The organism is Clostridium sp. 2218st1_F5_2218SCRN_220325, from assembly GCF_039062665.1.
In the GTDB taxonomy this organism is placed as follows: Bacteria; Bacillota; Clostridia; order Peptostreptococcales; family Peptostreptococcaceae; genus Intestinibacter.
In genome coordinates this window covers 45,312-66,343 of the sequence record NZ_JBCLNH010000017.1, presented here as the reverse complement: position 1 = coordinate 66,343, position 21,032 = coordinate 45,312, and the positions used below count along the sequence as shown (strand labels likewise).

The window sequence follows — 21,032 nt, the reverse complement described above, 5'->3', positions numbered from 1 at the left end:
ATTTGATATTATTAAAATAAGATATATGTTATTCTAATAATAGAATTAGATGTTAAGGGTGATAAAATTAATGGCGAAAATTAGAACGAAATACGTATGTCAGTCATGTGGTTATGAGACGAGTAAATGGATGGGTAAATGCCCAGAATGTATGAAATGGAATTCATTTGTAGAAGAAATAGAAGAAAAAAAAACTAAAAAGGAAGTTTTTATAATAGATAAATCAAGCTCACAGCCAGTGAGCATAAATTCAATAGTTGCTGTAAAAGAAGAAAGATTTACAACAGATATAGAAGAATTAGATAGAGTTTTAGGTGGAGGAATTGTAAAAGGGTCATTGGTTTTAGTCGGTGGTGATCCTGGGATAGGAAAGTCTACACTTTTAATGCAAGTATCTAGCAAAGTTGCAAATACTAATAAAAAGGTATTATATATATCTGGCGAGGAATCAGAATCTCAAATAAAAATGAGAGCAAGTAGATTAGGTGTTAATTCACAAAATTTATATATTTTTGCTGAAAATAATCTGAGTATAATAGAAGCTCATTTAGAAAAAATAAATCCAGATTTAATTATAGTTGATTCAATTCAAACTGTATATTCTCCAGAGATATCTTCAGCTCCAGGTACTGTTAGTCAAATCAAAGAGGGAACTTCAAAATTCATGAAAATATCTAAAAAAATGGGTATATCAACATTTATCGTTGGTCATGTTACAAAAGAGGGTGCTCTTGCAGGACCTAAATTATTAGAACATATGGTAGATACAGTATTATATTTTGAGGGAGAAAGATACAACTCTTATAGATTAGTTAGAGCAGTAAAAAATAGATTTGGTTCTACTAATGAATTAGGAGTATTTGAAATGAAGGATATAGGTTTAGTTGAATTAAAAAATCCTTCACAAGTTTTGATTTCGGAAAAACCAAAAGATGTTTCTGGTTCCGTAATCATATCAACAGTTGAGGGGACTAGACCAATGTTATTAGAATTACAGGCTTTAGTAGCGCCTACTAACTTCGGTATGGCAAGAAGAACATCTACGGGGGTAGATTTTAACAGAGTAGCCTTATTATTAGCAGTTTTAGAAAAGAGAATTGGTTTACAAATTCAAAACCAAGATGTATATATAAATGTCGTTGGGGGAATCAAAATAAACGAGCCATCAATAGATTTAGGGATAGTTATTGCTGTTGCTTCAAGTTTTAGAAATATACCTATAGCATCAGACATAGTTGTTACAGGAGAGGTTGGTTTAACTGGAGAAATAAGAGCTGTAAGTTATATCGAAAAAAGAATAGCAGAATGTAAAAAACTAGGATTCAAAAAAATAGTGATACCTAGAAATAATTATGAAGTAGTAAAAGATGTAAAAGGCATAGAGATAATACCAGTTGACAATCTTAGACAAGCGATAAATATAGTGCTAAGGGGGTAATAATTATTATGGATAATATAATTAATAACGAAGGTTTATTGCATGCTTTAAAAATGATATCTCCAGGGACCCCACTAAGAAAAGGTCTAGAAAATGTATTAAGAGCAAAAACAGGTGGGCTTATAGTTCTAGATTCAAATGAAGAGGTTATGAAAATTGTTGATGGTGGATTTAGGATAAATGCCGAATATTCACCAGCATATTTATACGAACTCGCAAAAATGGATGGGGCTATAGTACTTAGTGAAGACTCTAAGAGAATATTATTAGCAAATACACAATTAATACCAAACTACAATATACCTACAACAGAAACTGGGACTAGACATAGAACAGCAGAAAGAGTTGCAAAACAAACAGGAGCAATTGTAATTTCAATTTCACAAAGAAGAAATGTCATCACAGTTTATAGGGGAGATCAAAAATACGTTGTTGAAGAAATTGCAGAAGTGTTTTCTAAAGCAAACCAAGCTTTACAAACTTTACAAAAATATAAAGATGTATTAGATACATCTATTTATAACTTAAATTCACTTGAATTTAGTGATTTAGCCACAATTTATGATGTAATAGTTGTGGTTCAAAGTATGGAGAGAGTATTGAGAGTTGCACAAATAATAGAAGGGTACTTAGTTAACCTAGGTGAAGAAGGATATCTAGTAAGAATGCAGCTAGAAGAATTATTAGGTGGAACTGAAAAAAACCGACTTCTATTATTAAAAGACTACAAAAGAGAAAATATAGATTTAAACGAATGTAGTAGAAAAATTAGAAATTTATCAGAAGAAGATTTATTAAACAAGGTCAAAATTGCTAAAGTTTTAGGATATAGTGGAATTTCTGAAGATATGGACTTACAAGTTCAAACTAAAGGATATAGAATTCTAAACAAAGTACACAGACTACCAGTATCAATCATAGAAAACTTAGTAAATTATTTTGGAAACTTCCAAGAGATTTTACAAGCATCTATAGAAGAATTAGATGAAGTTGAAGGAATAGGCGAAATAAGAGCCACGTATATTAGAAATGGACTTATAAAATTAAAAGTAGTATTAGGAAATGGTCATATATAGTTAACATGATCAAGGTATTATAAAATTAAAATCAAAGGAGCAGAAAATTTAAGGGGGTGACACTTTGATAAGCAAAATAATTAGAATAATAATAGGATTATTAGGAGCTGCATTTGGAACCGCAGTGTATATAACTTTAGTTGAACTTTTACCAGGATTATTTACAAATGTGAATAATTATAAATATATAATAGCTATAGGAGCTGCATTAGCATTTGGTATTATTTTTTATATTATATCACCATGGATATTATCGAAAGTGAGAGAGGGTGTAAAACTTCTAGACAAGGAGATATCTAAATACCCACAATCTGATATATTATTGGGAACAATCGGTCTTATAGTTGGATTAGTAATAGCTTATTTAATAGTTAGTGGAATAGGTACATTTGTGAATATACCTATAATTACTGCAATAGTAGGTATATTAGTATATTTATTTATGGGATATATAGGTATCAGAATTGCTTTAAAAAGTAGAGATGATTTATTTAATATTAATAAATTAAGCAGGCTTACAACATCTTTAAATAAAGAAAAACAATCTAAAAAAGAGACAATAGTAAAGAAAATACCACCTAAGGTTTTAGATACAAGCGTAATAATTGACGGTAGAATAGCTGACATATGTAAAACTGGGTTTATTGAAGGAAAATTAGTTATACCAAGATTCGTATTAAACGAACTACAACATATAGCTGATTCATCTGATGATTTAAAAAGAGTTAGAGGAAGAAGAGGTCTTGATATACTAAATTCAATTCAAAAAGAACTTGATATAGAAGTTGAAATAAGCGATAAAGATTTTGAAGATATACCAGAAGTAGACAGCAAACTTCTAAAATTAGCAGAAACTATAGGAGGAAAGGTCGTTACAAATGATTTTAACCTTAATAAAGTCGCTCAATTCCAAGGAGTAGAAGTCCTAAACATTAACGAATTGGCTAATGCAGTAAAACCAGTTGCTATACCTGGAGAGCATATGATGGCACAAGTCGTTAAAGAAGGTAAGGAACAAAATCAAGGAATAGCTTATTTAGATGATGGAACAATGATAGTAGTAGATGGAGGAAGAAAATATATAGGTGAAACTATAAATGTATTAGTTACATCTGTACTTCAAACTCCAGCAGGAAGAATGATTTTTGGAAAGCCTAAGAACTAAATTTAATATAATGTTTCGAAAGTAAAAACGTGGCTAATTAGAATAAAAGAGAGACATAAGGTCTCTCTTTTTTATTACTATAAAATTCCAAAAAAAATATTGCATAAATATACAAATGAATTAAAATTAAATAAAGAGCAGATTAAGGGGGATAAATATGAAATATAAAACTAAAGTAACGGCAATTGGGGCAATGGTGCAAGAACTTGCAGAAGACGGAAATCTAATAATACTTTTTAATGATGATATAAATGATTCGGATTTAAAAGATATATCTGTTTCACATGAAGTTGGGGTATTAAATGAAGATATATTTGTTGGGGACAAATTAACTATAGGGGATAAGATTTTTGATGTAACATCTGTTGGAAATATAGCAACTAAAACATTAAAAGATTTAGGACATTGCACATTAAAATTTGATGGAGATATTAAATCTAACTTACCAGGTGAGATACATGTAAGAGGGTTAGTACCAGAAATAAAAGTTGGAGATATAATATCTTTTGAATAAGAAAAAGTATATGTATTATAAATAAAATTAATAAAATTATGCATTAAAGGAAACCTTGGTAGTAATATAGAATAACTATTCAGGTTTCCTTTTAATATTTAGGATTAGTTTTAATGTTTATTGTAAATTTAATAATTATATGGAAAACGATACCATTAAGCTAAAACCTATTGATTTATAATTAAAATAAAGGCACAATAATAAAAAGGGGAATTTTTATTATTTAAGATAAGAATTTTATTAATGGGGGTAAATAAATGAATAAATATAAATCTATTATTATAAAGAGAGGTCCAAAAGGTTGGGGTGGTCCGTTAACAATTGTTCCAACCCAAGTGAAAAATAAAATATTAGTTGTTACAACAGATGGATTTCCACCGTTGGCTAAATATATAGCTAACTTAACAGGGTGTGAATTAATAGATGGATTTAAGATAATGGTACCGGAAGAAGAAGTTGTACTAGCTATAATAGATTGCGGAGGTATTGCTAGATGTGGGATTTATCCCAAAAATGGTATACCAACTATGAATTTAAATTCAACAGGAAAAAGTGGACCATTATCTAATTTTATAACAGAAGAATTATATGTATCTGATGTAAAAGAAAATACTATTTTTCTTTATAATATAGAATAAAATGTTTATCATTTTTATTATAAATGTAAAAAATTCATTTAAAATTGATGATATTAGTATTTAATAAAAAAGAAAATACAAATTTATTTATTTAATATAAAGAAATAGATTATATTCATTTATAAGAAATTTAGCATAGAGGTTTTAACTAAAATGAAAAATGAATAAAATAGAATAAAAGTATAATAAGTTTATATATAAATTTGATATACTTTTTATTTATTACAAAAGTTACTATATAAATGACCTAAAGTTATTTAAAGTTTAACAATATTGACAAATAATATAGCCGATATTACAATGGACTTTAAAAAGAACCTATATAAAAATTAAAGTTTAATAACTTAAAAATATAATGAGTATTAGATATAAGAATGGATAAATTAAGGTATATAAAAAATATGTAATTTTTATACTTTATATAAATTAGTAACTAATATACCTAAAATAAAAAGATGATAATATTTAAGAATTAATTATAATAAAAGCAAAATCGGTTAAAAATCACAAAATAAATAAGTTATAGGAGGAACGTATGTCAATTTCAAAGGAAATAATGCTTGAGATGTATAAAAGAATGGATCAAGCTAGAAAATTTGAAGAAAAAGTATGCTACTTTTTCTCAAAAGGTATGATACATGGAACTACACATCTATCTATAGGACAAGAAGCATCAAGTGTTGCAGCAGTTATGGCACTTGATGATGGAGATTTAGTTTCAATGACACATAGAGGTCATGCTTTGTCTATTGGGATGGGAATAGACCTAAACAAAATGATGGCAGAATTAATGGGAAAAGTTACAGGATATTGTAAAGGTAAAGGTGGCTCAATGCATATAGCTGACCTTGAATCTGGAAATTTAGGTTCAAACGGTATTGTTGGTGGAGGTCTTACATTAGCTCCAGGAGCAGCTCTTACTCAAAAATACAAAAAGACTGGTAAAATTGTTTTATGTTCTTTCGGAGATGGAGCATCAAACGAAGGAGCGTTCCATGAAGGGGTAAACCTTTCTTCTGTTTGGAAATTACCAGTCATTTTTTATTGTGAAAATAATCTATACGGAATGTCTACAGCGCAATCTAAAGTTATGAATGTAGAACATGTAGCAGATAGAGCATCTAGTTATGGAATTGAAAGTTTTATAGTTGATGGATATGATGCAGAGGCTGTTTATGAAACAGTTCAAAAAGCTGCAGAAATATGCAGAAAAGGGGAAGGTCCAGTATTAGTAGAAGCTAAAACTTATAGATGGGCAGGACACTCTAAGTCTGATAAAAATGTCTATAGAACTGAAGAAGAAATAGATTCATGGAAACAAAAAGATGGACTTATAAAATTAAGAAATAGAATACTAGAATTAGAATATGCGACTGAAGAAGAGTTACAAGCGTTAGAAAAACAAGTAGAACAAAATATTGAAGATGCAGTTGAATTTGCTAAAAATAGCCCAGAACCATCACTAGATACATTAGAACAGGATGTATATGCTGACTAATTAAGATTATGGACGGAAGGATTTGCGAGGAGGTTTAATAAACATGCAAATGAGAGAAATAACATATAAAGAAGCCGTAAGAGAAGCTATGGTTGAAGAAATGAGAAGAGATGAAGATATAATCTTTTTAGGAGAAGATATCGGAATTTATGGAGGCGGATTCGGTGTTTCTGTTGGAATGATAGAAGAATTTGGTCCGGAGAGAATTCTTGAAACACCTATATCGGAAGCAGCTATAGCAGGATGTGCAGCAGGTGCGGCAGCAACTGGTTTAAGAACTATAATGGAAATTATGTTTAGTGATTTTATAACAATAGCTATGGATGTAATCGTAAATCAAGCAGCAAAAATGAGATATATGTTCGGAGGAAAAGCACAAGTTCCTATGGTAGTTAGATGTCCAGGTGGATCAGGGACAGGAGCAGCAGCACAACATTCACAAAGTTTAGAAGCATGGATGTGTCATATACCTGGGGTTAAAGTTGTTGCACCATCAACTCCAGCAGATGCAAAAGGATTATTAAAAGCCGCAATAAGAGATAATAATCCAGTAATTTTCTATGAAAATAAACTACTTTATAAAACTACAGGATTAGTTCCAACTGAAGATTATGTAATAGAACTAGGAAAAGCAAATATAACTAGAGATGGTTCAGATATCACAGTAGTAACTTACGGTAGGATGTTAGAAAGATGTGAAATGGCGGCAGAAAAATTAAAAGATGAAAATATAAATGTTGAAATAATAGATTTAAGAACATTATATCCAATGGATAAAGATACAATAATAAAAAGTGTCTGTAAAACAGGAAGAGCATTAATAGTTCATGAAGCATCAAAAACAGGTGGTTTAGGAGGAGAAATATCAGCTTCAATAGTTGAAAGTGAAGCATTCAATCATCTAAAAGCACCAGTTAAAAGATTAGGTGGAAAAGATGTACCAATTCCATATAATCCAACATTAGAGGCAGCAGTTGTGCCAAATACTGATGAAATTATAGATACAATAAGAGATTTAGTTAATAGATAAATATAATAAAAATAAAGGGACTATCGCAAAATAAAATTGACGGTAGTCCCTTTTTAATTTCCAACCATATTTTATTTAATAAGAAAAAACAAAGAAAAAACAAAAATTAATAAATATTCAAAAACAATAAAAATTTATTGTTTTTCAATAAATATTTATTGACATATTTTGAAAATAGATATATTATTAAATTTGGAACATACAAAGTGATTTTTAACAAAGAATTTGCAAAAAATATTCCTACTTTAATATGACAACAATGATGAATAATTTATCTCAATTTTAATAAATTAGGAATATAATTAATTTGAAAAATTTTTTTATTTTAACTATAATGAATAAGGAATAAATATATACAAAAAATAATTAAGACCTGTAAGTGAAGAGGTCCTTTTATAACGCGTGGAAAATGAAAATTCAAGAGGTGAAATTATGAATAGTGTTGTTATTGTTGCTGCAGGAAGCGGAAGACGAATGAATCTAGACATAAATAAGCAATATATAAAATTAGACGAAAAAGAAATGATAGCTCATACGATAGATGTTTTCTATAGCAATGAAAATATAGACGAGATAATTGTCTGTATAAGAGAAGAAGAGGCATATTTTTTTGAGCATGAAATATTAGATAAATATGATTTTAGAAATATAAAAATAGCATATGGTGGTAAAGAACGACAAGATTCTATTTATAATGGATTAAAGCAACTAGATTCAAATAGTAATATTGTTTTAATACATGATGGAGCTAGACCATTCGTAAGTCATGCAATAATAAATGAAACTATAGAAGTTGCTAAGCAAAAAAAGGCAGCTGTAGTAGGTGTACCAGTTAGAGACACAATAAAAGTAGTTGAAAATGGGGTTGTTAAAAGTACACCAGCTAGAGAAACTCTATGGTCAGCACAAACACCACAGACTTTCGATAAAAATCTAATACTTAGAGCATATGAAAATGCATATGAAAAGAATTTTTATGGAACAGATGATTCAATGTTAGTAGAATTTTTAGGTCAAGAAGTTACTATGGTTTTAGGTTCTTATGAAAATATAAAAATAACAAATCCAGAAGATATCAATGTAGCAGAACAAATATTAGATTTAAGAAAAAAATCAAAAATGGGAAAAAGAATCAAAAAAATAGTATAATAATTTGAAATATAATTTAAATAATATATAGAAGTTTATACGGCTTATTTTTAGATAGGTGCAACGTATAATGATAGAAGGGTCTTTAATTGAGGGAATAATTCACACAATATAGAAGGGGACAAGTAAATTTATCATAATACGTTGCTTTTTAATTTAAATATTTAAACTTATAAACTAAATAAAAATACATATAAAAAGTTTTAGAATTTATTAATTTTAAATAATAATTCTAAAATTATAGGAGGGTAATATGAGAGTTGGAATAGGATATGACGTTCACAAATTAGTTGAAAATAGAAAATTGATATTAGGTGGTGTAGAGATAGAGCATGATAAAGGTCTTTTAGGACATTCTGATGCTGATGTATTAGTACATGCAATGATGGATTCTATCTTAGGGGCACTAGCTTTAGGTGATATTGGTAAGCACTTTCCAGATACAGATCCAAAATATAAGGGAGCAGATAGTATAAAGTTATTAGAATTTGTAAATAATCTAATAGAAAGTAAAGGTTATAAAGTAAACAATATAGACAGTATAATTGTTGCACAAGCACCTAAAATGGCTCCACATATCTTAAAGATGAGAGAAAATGTATCAAAGGCTATGAATATAGATATTGACTGTGTAAGCATAAAGGCAACAACAGAAGAAGGCCTTGGTTTCACGGGGAACAAACAAGGAATATCATGCCAGTCAATCTGTTCTTTAATTAAAGTTGACAATAAATAATAAATAATATATTATAAAATAGATTATGAAAATCATTAAAATATAACAAAAGCAATGATTAAGAAATAGTAGAAAATTTGAGTCTTTACAGAGAGGGAGCGTTGGTGAGAGTTCCTATGATGATGTTTTTGAACCAGTCTTTTAGCATAAAAACGGTAAAAAGTTTTTACGGTAGGGACCGTTATATCCCCATGAGAGAGCTTCTTATTGTAAGCTAATTAGAGTGGTACCGCGGAAATATAACCTTTCGTCTCTTTTTATAGAGATGAAGGGTTTTTTTAATACAGAAAAAACTTAAGGAGGAATAATCAGAGATGAGAATGTCAAAAATGTTAATGCCAACATTAAAAGAAATACCATCTGATGCAGAGATAACAAGTCATCAGTTAATGCTTAGAGCTGGTATGATAAGAAAAATGGCATCAGGAATTTACAACCAATTACCAATGGGTATAAGAGTCTTCAGAAAAGTAGAAGATATAATAAGAGAAGAAATGAATGCTAAAGGGGCACAAGAAATATCATGTGCACTATTAGTTCCTGCTGAATTATGGCAAGAATCAGGAAGATGGGATGTTATGGGTCCTGAAATGTTCAGATTAAAAGACAGAAATGGTAGAGATTACTGTCTTGGACCAACACATGAAGAAACTTTCACACACATAGTAAGAAATGAAATAACTTCATACAAACAACTTCCTCTTAACTTATACCAAATCGAAACTAAATTCAGAGATGAAAGAAGACCAAGATTTGGTGTTATGAGAACTAGAAACTTCACAATGAAAGATGCTTACAGCTTTGATGCTGACCAAGAAGGATTAGATAAATCATACAACGATATGTTTGATGCATACACTAGAATATTTGCTAGATGTGAATTAGACAACAGTCCAGTTCAAGCAGACTCTGGTGCTATGGGTGGTTCTGCATCTGCAGAATTCATGGTTAAATCAGAAGTTGGTGAAGATGAAATAGTATTCTGTAGTGGATGCGATTATGCAGCAAATATAGAAAAAGCTACTTCAGTTAACCACGAAGCATCAACTGAAGAAATGAAAGAAATGAGTGAAATAGAAACTCCAAATGTTCACACAATAGAAGAATTACAAGACTTCTTCAAAATGGAAGCTGGACAATTTGCAAAAACATTAATATATTATGCAGACGGAAAAACAGTAGCAGTAGTTGTTAGAGGAGACAGAGATGTTAACGAAACTAAAGTTGCTAATGCTATAGGTGGAGCTGTTGAGTTTGAACTTGCAAGTGAAGACACAATAAAAACAGTTACTGGTGCAGAAGTTGGATTTGCTGGACCAATAGGAATAAAAACTGACTACTTATTCATAGACCAAGAAGTAGTTGATCAAAGAAATGTTATAATCGGTGCTAACAAAACTGGTTACCATATACAAAATGCTAACTTCGGTAGAGATTTCGAAGGGCAAGTTGGCGACTTCAGAAATGTTCAAGAAGGAGATAAATGTCCAAAATGTGGTGAATCTCTTGAAATAATGAGAGGTGTTGAAGTTGGACACATATTCAAATTAGGAACTAAATATTCTGAAGCTATGGGAGCTACTTTCTTAGACCAAAACGGTAAATCTCAACCAATGATAATGGGATGCTACGGAATAGGTGTTGAAAGAACTGTTGCAGCTGTAATAGAACAACATCATGACGAAAACGGAATAATATGGCCATTAGCATTAGCTCCATACCATGTAGTTGTTGTTCCAGTTAACGTTAAGAAAGAAGAACACTTAGAAAACGCTGAAAAAATATACAATGAATTACAAGCAGCTGGTGTAGAAGTATTATTAGACGACAGAAATGAAAGAGCTGGATTCAAATTTAAAGACTCTGATTTATTAGGTATACCAATGAGAATTACTGTTGGTAAAGATATAGTAGACGGAAAAGTTGAGTTCAAATTAAGAAAAGAAGCTGACAAAGAAATAATATCTGTTGATGAAGTATTAGACAGAGTAAAAGCTGAATTTGTTAAAAATAACGTAAAATTAGGATAAATTAATCTAAAAAATAAAGCTCAATTACTTTATAATATAGGGATTGAGCTTTATAATAGATAAAGTAGAAATTATAAATAATATTACTAAAAATGATAGTAGATCATAAAACTATTATCACTTAAAAATAGGAGGTAAAACATGAGTGAAGTAAGAGTAAGATTTGCTCCAAGTCCAACTGGATTTGTTCATATAGGTAGTTTAAGAACTGCTTTATACAACTACTTATTTGCTAAAAAAATGGGCGGAAAATATATATTAAGAGTAGAAGATACTGATAGAACTAGATTAGTTGATGGTGCTATAGAAAACATGCTAAATGCTATGAAATGGGCTGGCGTTAACCATGACGAAGGTGTTATGTTAGACGAAAACGGAAACGTAGTTCAAAAAGGTGAATATGGACCATACATACAATCAGAAAGATTAGATATATACCAACAATATATAAAAGAATTATTAGATAGCGGAAAAGCATACTACTGCTTCTGTACAAAAGAAAGATTAGACGAAGTAAGAGAAAAACAAAAAGAAGCTGGTGAAACTCCAAGATACGATGGTCACTGTAGAGATTTAACTCAAGAAGAAATAGACGCTAAAATAGCTGCTGGTGAACCATATGTAATAAGATTAAAATTACCAGAAAATCACGTAATAAGATTTACAGATTTAGTTAGAGGAGAAACTGAATTCAACACTAACGACTTAGATGATCAAGTATTAATAAAAACTGATGGATTCCCAACTTACCACTTTGCAGTTGTAGTTGATGACCATCTAATGAAAATAACTCACGTAATAAGAGGGGAAGAATGGGTTTCTTCAACTCCAAAACACGTTTACTTATACGAAGCATTCGGATGGGAAGCTCCAAAATTCGTTCACTTACCAAACATACTTAATAAAGAAAAGAAAAAATTAAGTAAGAGACATGGTGACGTTGCAGTAGAAGACTTCAAGAAAAAAGGATACTTACCAGAAGGATTAGTTAACTATGTTGCATTAGTTGGTTGGTCTCCAGAAGAAAACAAAGAAATATTCTCTATGGAAGAATTAGAACAAGCATTCTCTATAGAAAGAGTTTCAAAAAGTGGTGGAGTATTTGACACAGAAAAATTAAACTGGGTCAACCAACACTACATGAAAGATGGAGATGATGATGTTTTAACTAAATTAGCTATACCATTCATCGTTGAAGCTGGATATGTAACTGCTAAAGAATCTGAAGAAAAATACAACTTCTTAAAATCAATAGTATCTTTATTAAAAGAAAAATTACACTTTGTAAAAGAAATAACTGACCATATATCAATATTCTTTGGAGATAAAGTAGAAATTGAAACTGAAGAAGGTGCAGAATTCTTAAAAATGGAACACATACCTACTTTAGTTAATGCTTTAGAAGAAAAAATATCAGAAGTAGATGTTTTAACTGAAGAAACAGTACAAGCTATATTAAAATCTATCCAAAAAGAATACAAAATAAAAGGTAAAAACCTATACATGGGTACTAGAATACCTCTTACAGGGCAAATGCACGGTGGAGATTTAGCTAAAACTATGGTTATATTAGGTAAAGATATTTGCTTAAAAAGATTAGCATATGCTAAAGAAAATTTAATATAATTTATTTGTAAAAATAAATATTAATATAAAAAATCCAAATCAGATATTATATCGTAGATTTGGATTTTTTTATGTTTAAACTCGAAAACATAGTTAAATTAAATGATTTTATTTGTATAACTATATAATTTATTATTATATTCATGAGATTTTAAAATTTGTAAGTTCTACAAAAAAATATAACTATGAAAAAACAATTTAATTTGTTATCATATATTGTATGCATTAAATTATATAAAATTAGACAACAAAAAGGGAGAATATAGTTATGAAGAAATATGACATAGCAAAAGCTATAAAAGAGTATTTTATAGTGACAGTTGGTGTAATATTAGTTGCTTTTGGGCTTCAATATTTTTACTCACCTAACGATATAGCAGGAGGCGGGTTAAGTGGTTTATCATTAGTTATAAATCATTATGTACCAGCACTATCAATAGGAACTCTGGTATTTTTAGGTAATTTAATATTATTTGCAATAGCGTTTTTATTAATTGGTAGCGACTTTGGTGCAAAAACTATATACGCAAGTTTTGCATTATCATTTGTAATGGACTTTATGGAAAAAGTAATGCATAGTTATGCATTAACAACTAATTTAGCTTTAGCAGTTTTATGTGGGACTTTAATAATAGGAACAGGTCTTGCAATAGCATTTTCAATAAATGCATCTACGGGTGGAACTGATATATTAGCTAAAATATTAAATAAATATACAAACTTTAATATAGGTATAGCTTTATTAATGGTAGATTTATTTGTTGTTGTAGCTGGTGCATTTACTTTCGGACTAAACAAAGGATTCTATTCATTAATAGCTGTAATAGTAAATGGATTATTAGTAGATAGAGTAATAGATATGATAGCTAAACATAAAGAGAAAAAAGCTTTAGAAGAGTCAAATAAAGAGGAAACAGTAGCTTAATAATATATAATGTACACAGAATAGATTAAAAAAAAGAGAGTTTATTATAAAACTAAAAGAAAGGGAGTATTGCAAAATGGTTTTTATACTATTTTGCAACACTCCCTTTTTTATTAAAACTTTTATGCTAAAGCTTCGTATTCCTCTTTAGCAGCTAATTTTATTTCAGCTATTTTTTCTTGTACTTCTTTCATTTTTTCATCATCTAATTCATAGAATTTCATAGCTATTAGTGAAGCAATCCATCCTAACATTGGCATTCCTATGTATAATCCAACTGTCACCCAGAATACACCAGGAGTATAAGCATCTCCAACTTGAGGCATTGCAGAAGTATATCCTATATATGCAACAGCAAGACCAACTATAGTTGTACCAAAGGATGATATCATTTTATCAACGAATGAGAATAAAGTTCCCATCATACCAGGTACATATCTTCCTGTTAAATAAGTTTCATAATCTGCACAGTCAGCTATCATAGGTATAACTATACCACCAGATATTGAACCGAATCCTTTACCTAAGCACACTAAAGTTATCCATAAAACAGTCATCATTCCGAAGTTATCTAGAGAGATTTGAGTTGGATCTCCGAATACTAGTAAAGCAAATGCACCTATATAAGTTAAGATACATAACCATGTAAATCTAACTAATGCTTTTTTAGAACCAAATTTAGAAGCATATTTTGTTCCGATTAATATCATTATAAATGATGGAATCATTGTTATCATAGACATTTTACCATATAGTCCATAGTTACCCATTACTATACCATATAACATTACCATAACAGTTGAGTTATTACCTGCTTGTATTGCTAATTTATCAGTAGCTGCAGATACAACAAGCATTTGTAATGGACGATTTCCTTTTAAAACACTTACATAATCTCTAAATTTAACTTTAGGAGCTTTTTTACCAGTACCAAAGAACTCTATTCTATCTTTAGACCATATACCTGTAATTGCTAATGCAGTTAATACACCTGATATTAATATAAATGTTAGTGAGAATTCTTGCATTGCTTGGAATGTAAATCCACCATATTTAGGAGCTATATATCCAGATGCGTATTGAGCACCAGCTGCAAATATAAATAAGTTATAAATACTGTCGAATCTAGTGAATAAAGGTCTTTGAGATGGATCATTTGTTAAACAAGCTTGTCCAGCCTTAGTACAAGCTGTTTGGAACGTATATCCGATTATATATAGAGCGTAAAATACTATAAACCCAATCATTTTTAGATTTTCTGGGAATAAGTGTAGAGTATTATACATTGTCAATATACTTACTGCCATTATAGAATAACCTATAAGTATCATAGGTCTAAATTTACCAAATTTACCGTTTGTCTTATCAATTATAAATCCTATTATTGGGTCTGTGATAGCATCAAACATACGCATTGATGTTAGAAGTGATGATACTAATACTACTGATAATCCTACAACACCTGTTGCATAATAAGAAACATACCCCATTAAAAGCATTATTACATTTGTTGCTGTATTGTTGAATGCAAAGCACCCTATTTGCCATGTCTTGGCACGGTTATAGTTGATTTGTTTTGCTGTTTCCATTTTGTCCCCCTATTATTAAAGAATTGATAGTTTGTACTTTGTATGGATTGATTAATACTTAAATTAGTAAGATTTTAGAATTGGAATGATATAAAATTAACGATTGTGTATGAATAAAATATCCACTTCAATAACTTAAAAACGTTTTCTTGATATCGTTTAAAAAAAGTATTATATAATTAAGCTAAATTTTATTTTACACAATATAGAATGTGGATAAAAATTTAACATAAAAATATAAAAAAATATAACAATATATCTTTAATTCTAAAATTAACTTTTATTTAATTTATAAATTTAATTTCCATATCTTGTAATTAATAATAACATGTTTGTGACTTGCATGCAAGCGTTTTCTTAAAAATAAATTTTAGTTTAAAATATCAAATTAGAATATAAAAAAACTCCAGGCATTTTGCCTGGAGTTTATCTAATTGAATCAATAACTACAATTTGATTATGCAGCTAAATCATCACGATTATCTTTATTGTTTGATTTTTGTACAGCGTTGTATACAGGTAAACCTATTAATGTTATAACAACACCACCAAGTGATATCATTGTATTTGTTAAACCAGATAATAATAATTGGCTCACAACAACGAATAATCCACCAGCTATAGCCACCATTGGTATGAATGGATATAGAGGCACTTTATAAGGTCTCTCTAAGTTAGGTTGATCTTTTCTTAATTTGAACACACCTATGAATGTTAATACGTAGAATGACCATACAGCAAACATTGATAAGTCTGTTAATAAGTTGAATTGTCCTGTTAAAGCATATAATACAGATACTACACCCATTGTTAAAGTAGCGTTAGCAGGAACACCATTTTTGTTTATTTTTCCGAAGAAATCACTACATGGTAAAGATTTTTGTGCACCTAAAGTGAATAATATTCTTGGTCCAGTTAATAAGTATCCGTTTAAAGCACCGAATACAGATATTAATATACCAACAGTTATGAATTTACCACCGAATGGTCCAAATATAGCTTCTGCAACTGCTGATGCAGGAGAAGAATATTGAGCTAATTCGTTAGCAGGTAATACCCATAAGTAAGCAACGTTTATTAATAAATAAACAGCCATAACTAAAGATAAACCACCTACGATTGCTTTAGGTAAGTCTTTTCCTGGGTTTTTCATTTCACCAGCTATAGCACCAACGTTTATCCAACCATCATAAGCGAATAATATAGCAACTAATAAAGAACCGATAACACCACCAGTTGAAACACCTTCTCCAACCATTGGAGTTAATATAGCGTTATCCCCGCTTCCTTTAATAAATCCGAAAACTATTATTAAAGCAAGAGGTATTAATTTACCTATTGTTGCAAATGTTTGTATAAACCCACCAGTTTTAGAACCTAAAGAGTTTAAAACAGATATAAATAATATAACACCTATAGTTATAGGTAATACTAATGCATTATTTCCTATTAATCCTGCACTTTGTTGTCCAAACATAACAGCTAAAGCAGCTATAGTTGCAGGGAAGAATAAAACCGCTTGCATCCATCCTGTTAAGAATCCTAATTTTTTACTGTATATTTCTTCGATGTAAACCATCATACCACCAGTTTTTGGTATAGCCGCAGATATTTCAGCAGCAGTAAGACCAGCAGCTATTGTCATAACACCTGCTATAACCCAAGCTATCATACCTAATCCAGGTGCTCCACCAGTTAAAGTGTATACAGCTTGTGGTTTGAAGAATACACCACCACCGATTACCATACCAACAACAGTTGATAAAGCAGCAGCGAATCCTAAGTTCTTTTGTAACTTATTGTTTTCCATTTGTATAAATCCTTTCTTGTGTAAATATAAAATTTTAAATTTAAAAAGTCATCATTAATATAATATTACTTTTTTATAAAAAAAACACCACACAAAAAAAGGAAATTTTTGATGGAATTAGAATTAAATAAAAATAATCATTTTGCATAATAATGAAAAAGATAGGAATGAACCTATATACAGCCATGCTTTGGACGTTATAGGGGAAAACGTAAGCAAATGTATAAATAAATAAATTTTTATATTTGCAAAACCTTTCCAGTGTTTTGGCATAGTATCACACAATAAATGGCAAACAAAACACATCCCAATTATAAATAATAATGGACGTAGTATATTATTTAAAGGTGTTAATTCAAACATTATACATAGTTTTGAGGATATAAACACATAAATCAAAAATACAGGATTAAAAACTGAATGTGTAATAAAATTTCTATGACCCTTTGAACCACCAAATAAAAATGGAAATTGTTTCTCAAGAATATCTGCATTTCTATACATATAATCTAATAATTTTCTTAAAGATGGAATCCAACTTATAAATAATAAGAAGAAATCTATTAAATTTATTATAGCTGCAAATATATAATTTATAATAATTTCAATACTTTTAACTTTAAGTGTATTTGAATTTGGATTGCCATTAAACATATTTAATGAAGATGGCAAAAAAGATAATGTAAGTATATTTTTCTTTATTGGTTTAATGAAAAATATACTAGCTAATAAAAATATAGCGATAATATAAAAATTAATACTACCACCTCCTAAAATGAATTTATAAATTTTATTCTATAAATATATGACTTATTTTGTCAATATAAGCAGATAAATTGCGAATATATAAGAAAAAGATAATTAAAAATTTTTAGCAAAAAATCTAAATTAGACGACTAATTTAAAATAATGAACAATTTAAAAAAAATAAAATTAAAACTTCAGTTATACAAAAACTAAAGTTTAAAAAATTTGGTTTATAATATTGAAAAAAATTCGCCATAGTGCTAGAATTTTAGTAATTTTAATAAATGGAATATAGTGGAAAAATAATTCAAAAGAGGGATTATTTTAAGAGTGGTTTCATAAATATTTACTATTGAGTTGAGGAAGATAAGATTTGTAAAGTTTGATGAGAGGATTCTTTGAGATATATTTTAAAATTTATTAAAATTCGGCGGATAAACAAAAGGGGGAATTTTTTATGAAAAAAAGAATATCGTTATTATTAGTAATGGTAATGTCATTAGCAATGATGTTAACAGGATGTAGTTCATCAAATAATGCATCATCTAATGCTTCGAGTGGTTCATCTAGTTCAAACAGTGATGATGAATTTAGAGTAGGTATGGAATGTGGTTATGCTCCATTTAACTGGACTCAATCTGATGACTCAAATGGAGGGGTAAAAATCCAAGGAAATGATGAATATGCAGGTGGATATGATGTTCAAATAGCTCAAAAAATAGCTGATGGATTAGGAAAAAAATTAGTTATAGTTAAAACTGAATGGGATGGATTAGTTCCAGCAGTACAATCAGGAAAGATAGACGCAATAATTGCTGGTATGTCTCCAACTGCTGAACGTAAAAAAACTATAGATTTTACAGATGTATATTATACTTCTGACTTAGTTATGGTTGTAAAAAAAGGTGGAAAATATGAAAATGCAACAAAATTAAGTGATTTTAAAGGTGCTACTATAACAGGACAATTAAACACTTTCCACTATACGGTAATTGATCAAATTGAAGGTGCTAAAAAAGATACTGCTATGGATAATTTCCCAGCAATGAGGGTAGCATTAGAATCAGGAAAAATAGATGGATATGTATCTGAACGTCCAGAAGGTGTAAGCGCTACAGCAGCAAATGATAACTTTGCTATGGTTGAATTTGATAAAGGTCAAGGTTTTAAAACTTCTGCTGAAGATACAGCTATAGCTGTAGGTTTAGCAAAAGATAGTCCTTTAAAAGACAAAATAAATAAAATACTAGCAGGAATATCAGAAGATGAACGTAAAGATTTAATGGATCAAGCAATAAAAAATCAACCAGCATCAAAATAACTAGTAAAAATTTTAGTAAAGACCGGTTGTAGAAATGCAGTCGGTCTTTAGATGTGATTAAGGGGGAAAAATATGAGTTCGGAGTGGATTATACAAATTGCATCTCAAAACTGGAAAAGTTTTTTAACTGGTGCAGAAATGACATTATATATATCTTTAATAGGTACTGTGATAGGTTCTATAATTGGTATGTTGATAGGTGTTGTAAGAACTATACCAAAGGGAGACAAAGGGGCTAAAAAGGTATTTTTAACAATAATAAATGCAATATTAAATGCATATGTTGAATTTTTCAGAGGAACGCCAATGATAGTTCAAGCTATGGTTATTTATTATGGTTCTGATTTAGCTTTTGGAATTGATATGGATAGAACTTTCGCAGCAATATTTATAGTTTCTATAAATACAGGGGCATATATGGCAGAGATAGTTCGTGGAGGAATTATATCTATAGATAAGGGGCAATTTGAGGCTGCACAGGCTATTGGTATGAATCACATCCAAACAATGATAAATGTAGTATTACCTCAAGTTATAAGAAATATATTACCAGCTACAGGTAATGAATTTGTAATCAACATAAAAGATACATCAGTACTTAATGTTATAGGTGTAACAGAACTTTACTTTACAACAAAATCAATTGCAGGAAATAACTTCAGATATTTTGAATCATTCTTCATAACATGTATAGTTTATTTCATAATGACATTTACTATCACGAGAATATTACGTTTTGTAGAAAAGAAATTAGATGGACCTGAAAATTACAATATGACAGGAAATCAGATGCAAGTTCAAAAACCTGAAGATGCATTAAACAAAGCATAATAAATAGTGGAGGAAATAATATGGAAAATGTAATTGAAGTTAAACATTTAAATAAATCTTTTGGAACGCATGAAGTTTTAAAAGATATAGATTTTTCTGTTGAAAAAGGTGAAGTTGTTTGTATAATAGGTTCTTCTGGTTCAGGAAAATCAACACTTCTTCGTTGTATCAATTTATTAGAAATACCAAGTGGTGGAGAGATAATATATAACGGAGAAAATATATTAGACGAAAAACACGACATCTATAAATACCGTACAAAGTTAGGAATGGTATTCCAACAATTTAATTTATTTAATAATCATAATGTTTTAGGAAATTGCACTGTTGGACAAATTAAAGTATTAAAACGCTCAAAACAAGAAGCAGAAGAAGTAGCTATGAAATATTTAAAGATAGTTGGTATGGAGCAATTTATAAATGCTAAACCAAAGCAATTGTCAGGTGGACAAAAGCAACGTGTTGCCATTGCAAGAGCTTTATCTATGGAACCTGATGTTATACTATTTGATGAGCCGACTTCTGCGCTTGACCCAGAAATGGTAGGAGAAGTTTTAAAAGTAATGAAAGAATTAGCTGATTCGGGTCTTACAATGTTAGTTGTTACTCATGAAATGGGATTTGCAAAAGAGGTATCTGATAGAGTCGTATTTATGGATAAAGGAGTAATAGCTGAAGAAGGAAGTCCAGAACAAATATTTAATAATCCTGTGCAAGAGAGAACTCGTGAATTCTTAAAACGTACTTTAAACAAATAGTAATTTTAAATTTAGACTTATGCAATTATTCTATTAAGACTCGACTAGAAAAATGATTAGTAGTATTAAAGAAATAAATTAGATAAAATTTAATAGACTTGAAAAATAAAGATAAAATAGTATTAAGAAGGGCGTAAAATGTAGCGCCCTT

Annotated in this window: 17 protein-coding genes and 1 other annotated feature; of the genes, 15 read left to right on the top strand and 2 right to left on the bottom strand. The window is 29.5% G+C overall.

Going from position 1 to position 21,032, the window contains the following annotated elements; translation table 11 throughout:
- The first annotated feature begins 70 nt into the window (after positions 1-70).
- The 12 genes from radA to ABCM86_RS10600 all read left to right on the top strand — a co-directional run bounded on the left by radA (position 71) and on the right by ABCM86_RS10600 (position 13,825).
- Positions 71-1,438: a DNA repair protein RadA gene (gene radA / locus ABCM86_RS10655; RefSeq protein ID WP_195931686.1), complete on the top strand. Its 1,368-nt coding sequence runs from the start codon at positions 71-73 to the stop codon at positions 1,436-1,438.
- An 8-nt stretch (positions 1,439-1,446) separates the two neighbouring features.
- Entirely contained in the window at positions 1,447-2,514 is a 1,068-nt protein-coding gene (disA, locus tag ABCM86_RS10650) for a DNA integrity scanning diadenylate cyclase DisA (protein WP_195931687.1), read from the top strand.
- Positions 2,515-2,578: 64 nt separating this feature from the next.
- Complete coding sequence (locus tag ABCM86_RS10645; protein ID WP_195931688.1) at positions 2,579-3,679, top strand: PIN/TRAM domain-containing protein; 1,101 nt, start codon at positions 2,579-2,581, stop codon at positions 3,677-3,679.
- 157 nt (positions 3,680-3,836) lie between these two features.
- On the top strand, positions 3,837-4,193 hold the full coding sequence (locus tag ABCM86_RS10640) for a PTS glucitol/sorbitol transporter subunit IIA (protein WP_195931689.1): 357 nt from the start codon (positions 3,837-3,839) through the stop codon (positions 4,191-4,193).
- Between the two features lie 257 nt (positions 4,194-4,450).
- The gene (locus ABCM86_RS10635; protein ID WP_195931690.1) at positions 4,451-4,831 is read left to right on the top strand and encodes a hypothetical protein; all 381 of its coding nucleotides are present in this window, start codon (positions 4,451-4,453) and stop codon (positions 4,829-4,831) included.
- 535 nt (positions 4,832-5,366) lie between these two features.
- Positions 5,367-6,329, top strand: coding sequence for a thiamine pyrophosphate-dependent dehydrogenase E1 component subunit alpha (locus ABCM86_RS10630; protein ID WP_295779170.1), 963 nt, complete (start codon positions 5,367-5,369; stop codon positions 6,327-6,329).
- A 43-nt stretch (positions 6,330-6,372) separates the two neighbouring features.
- A complete protein-coding gene (locus tag ABCM86_RS10625; RefSeq protein WP_195931861.1) occupies positions 6,373-7,359 on the top strand; it encodes an alpha-ketoacid dehydrogenase subunit beta in 987 nt (328 codons plus the stop codon).
- A 432-nt stretch (positions 7,360-7,791) separates the two neighbouring features.
- Positions 7,792-8,508 (top strand): 2-C-methyl-D-erythritol 4-phosphate cytidylyltransferase, encoded by a 717-nt coding sequence (gene ispD, locus ABCM86_RS10620; RefSeq protein ID WP_195931433.1) that lies wholly within the window; start codon positions 7,792-7,794, stop codon positions 8,506-8,508.
- Positions 8,509-8,761: 253 nt separating this feature from the next.
- Complete coding sequence (gene ispF, locus ABCM86_RS10615) at positions 8,762-9,244, top strand: 2-C-methyl-D-erythritol 2,4-cyclodiphosphate synthase (RefSeq protein ID WP_195931432.1); 483 nt, start codon at positions 8,762-8,764, stop codon at positions 9,242-9,244.
- Between the two features lie 45 nt (positions 9,245-9,289).
- Positions 9,290-9,502 (top strand) — a binding site (T-box leader).
- Between the two features lie 56 nt (positions 9,503-9,558).
- On the top strand, positions 9,559-11,274 hold the full coding sequence (locus ABCM86_RS10610) for a proline--tRNA ligase (protein ID WP_295733831.1): 1,716 nt from the start codon (positions 9,559-9,561) through the stop codon (positions 11,272-11,274).
- A 141-nt stretch (positions 11,275-11,415) separates the two neighbouring features.
- Positions 11,416-12,900 (top strand): glutamate--tRNA ligase, encoded by a 1,485-nt coding sequence (gltX, locus tag ABCM86_RS10605; RefSeq protein WP_343003974.1) that lies wholly within the window; start codon positions 11,416-11,418, stop codon positions 12,898-12,900.
- Between the two features lie 268 nt (positions 12,901-13,168).
- Positions 13,169-13,825, top strand: a complete 657-nt coding sequence (locus tag ABCM86_RS10600; RefSeq protein ID WP_195931429.1) for a YitT family protein — start codon at positions 13,169-13,171, stop codon at positions 13,823-13,825.
- 122 nt (positions 13,826-13,947) lie between these two features.
- On the opposite strand, the gene ABCM86_RS10595 is transcribed toward ABCM86_RS10600, so the two are convergent.
- Together ABCM86_RS10595 and ABCM86_RS10590 are read right to left on the bottom strand one after the other, a co-directional pair.
- Positions 13,948-15,414, bottom strand: a complete 1,467-nt coding sequence (locus ABCM86_RS10595) for an MFS transporter (protein ID WP_295763771.1) — start codon at positions 15,412-15,414, stop codon at positions 13,948-13,950.
- A 457-nt stretch (positions 15,415-15,871) separates the two neighbouring features.
- A complete protein-coding gene (locus ABCM86_RS10590) occupies positions 15,872-17,224 on the bottom strand; it encodes an amino acid permease (RefSeq protein WP_195931862.1) in 1,353 nt (450 codons plus the stop codon).
- 1,204 nt (positions 17,225-18,428) lie between these two features.
- On the opposite strand from ABCM86_RS10590, the gene ABCM86_RS10585 reads away from it, so the two are divergent.
- From ABCM86_RS10585 to ABCM86_RS10575, 3 genes are all read left to right on the top strand, one after another.
- Positions 18,429-19,292, top strand: coding sequence for a transporter substrate-binding domain-containing protein (locus tag ABCM86_RS10585; protein WP_343003972.1), 864 nt, complete (start codon positions 18,429-18,431; stop codon positions 19,290-19,292).
- Positions 19,293-19,364: 72 nt separating this feature from the next.
- On the top strand, positions 19,365-20,123 hold the full coding sequence (locus ABCM86_RS10580) for an amino acid ABC transporter permease (RefSeq protein WP_195931344.1): 759 nt from the start codon (positions 19,365-19,367) through the stop codon (positions 20,121-20,123).
- A 20-nt stretch (positions 20,124-20,143) separates the two neighbouring features.
- Positions 20,144-20,881 (top strand): amino acid ABC transporter ATP-binding protein, encoded by a 738-nt coding sequence (locus ABCM86_RS10575; RefSeq protein WP_195931343.1) that lies wholly within the window; start codon positions 20,144-20,146, stop codon positions 20,879-20,881.
- Positions 20,882-21,032: the final 151 nt, after the last annotated feature.

Bases quoted from the DNA above. Each gene is read 5' to 3' on its own strand.
- radA (WP_195931686.1), top strand. From the start codon at position 71: ATGGCGAAAATTAGAACGAAATACGTATGTCAGTCATGTGGTTATGAG.
- disA (WP_195931687.1), top strand. From the start codon at position 1,447: ATGGATAATATAATTAATAACGAAGGTTTATTGCATGCTTTAAAAATG.
- ABCM86_RS10640 (WP_195931689.1), top strand. From the start codon at position 3,837: ATGAAATATAAAACTAAAGTAACGGCAATTGGGGCAATGGTGCAAGAA.
- ABCM86_RS10635 (WP_195931690.1), top strand. From the start codon at position 4,451: ATGAATAAATATAAATCTATTATTATAAAGAGAGGTCCAAAAGGTTGG.
- ABCM86_RS10630 (WP_295779170.1), top strand. From the start codon at position 5,367: ATGTCAATTTCAAAGGAAATAATGCTTGAGATGTATAAAAGAATGGAT.
- ABCM86_RS10625 (WP_195931861.1), top strand. From the start codon at position 6,373: ATGCAAATGAGAGAAATAACATATAAAGAAGCCGTAAGAGAAGCTATG.
- ispD (WP_195931433.1), top strand. From the start codon at position 7,792: ATGAATAGTGTTGTTATTGTTGCTGCAGGAAGCGGAAGACGAATGAAT.
- ispF (WP_195931432.1), top strand. From the start codon at position 8,762: ATGAGAGTTGGAATAGGATATGACGTTCACAAATTAGTTGAAAATAGA.
- ABCM86_RS10610 (WP_295733831.1), top strand. From the start codon at position 9,559: ATGAGAATGTCAAAAATGTTAATGCCAACATTAAAAGAAATACCATCT.
- gltX (WP_343003974.1), top strand. From the start codon at position 11,416: ATGAGTGAAGTAAGAGTAAGATTTGCTCCAAGTCCAACTGGATTTGTT.
- ABCM86_RS10600 (WP_195931429.1), top strand. From the start codon at position 13,169: ATGAAGAAATATGACATAGCAAAAGCTATAAAAGAGTATTTTATAGTG.
- ABCM86_RS10595 (WP_295763771.1), bottom strand. From the start codon at position 15,414: ATGGAAACAGCAAAACAAATCAACTATAACCGTGCCAAGACATGGCAA.
- ABCM86_RS10590 (WP_195931862.1), bottom strand. From the start codon at position 17,224: ATGGAAAACAATAAGTTACAAAAGAACTTAGGATTCGCTGCTGCTTTA.
- ABCM86_RS10585 (WP_343003972.1), top strand. From the start codon at position 18,429: ATGAAAAAAAGAATATCGTTATTATTAGTAATGGTAATGTCATTAGCA.
- ABCM86_RS10580 (WP_195931344.1), top strand. From the start codon at position 19,365: ATGAGTTCGGAGTGGATTATACAAATTGCATCTCAAAACTGGAAAAGT.
- ABCM86_RS10575 (WP_195931343.1), top strand. From the start codon at position 20,144: ATGGAAAATGTAATTGAAGTTAAACATTTAAATAAATCTTTTGGAACG.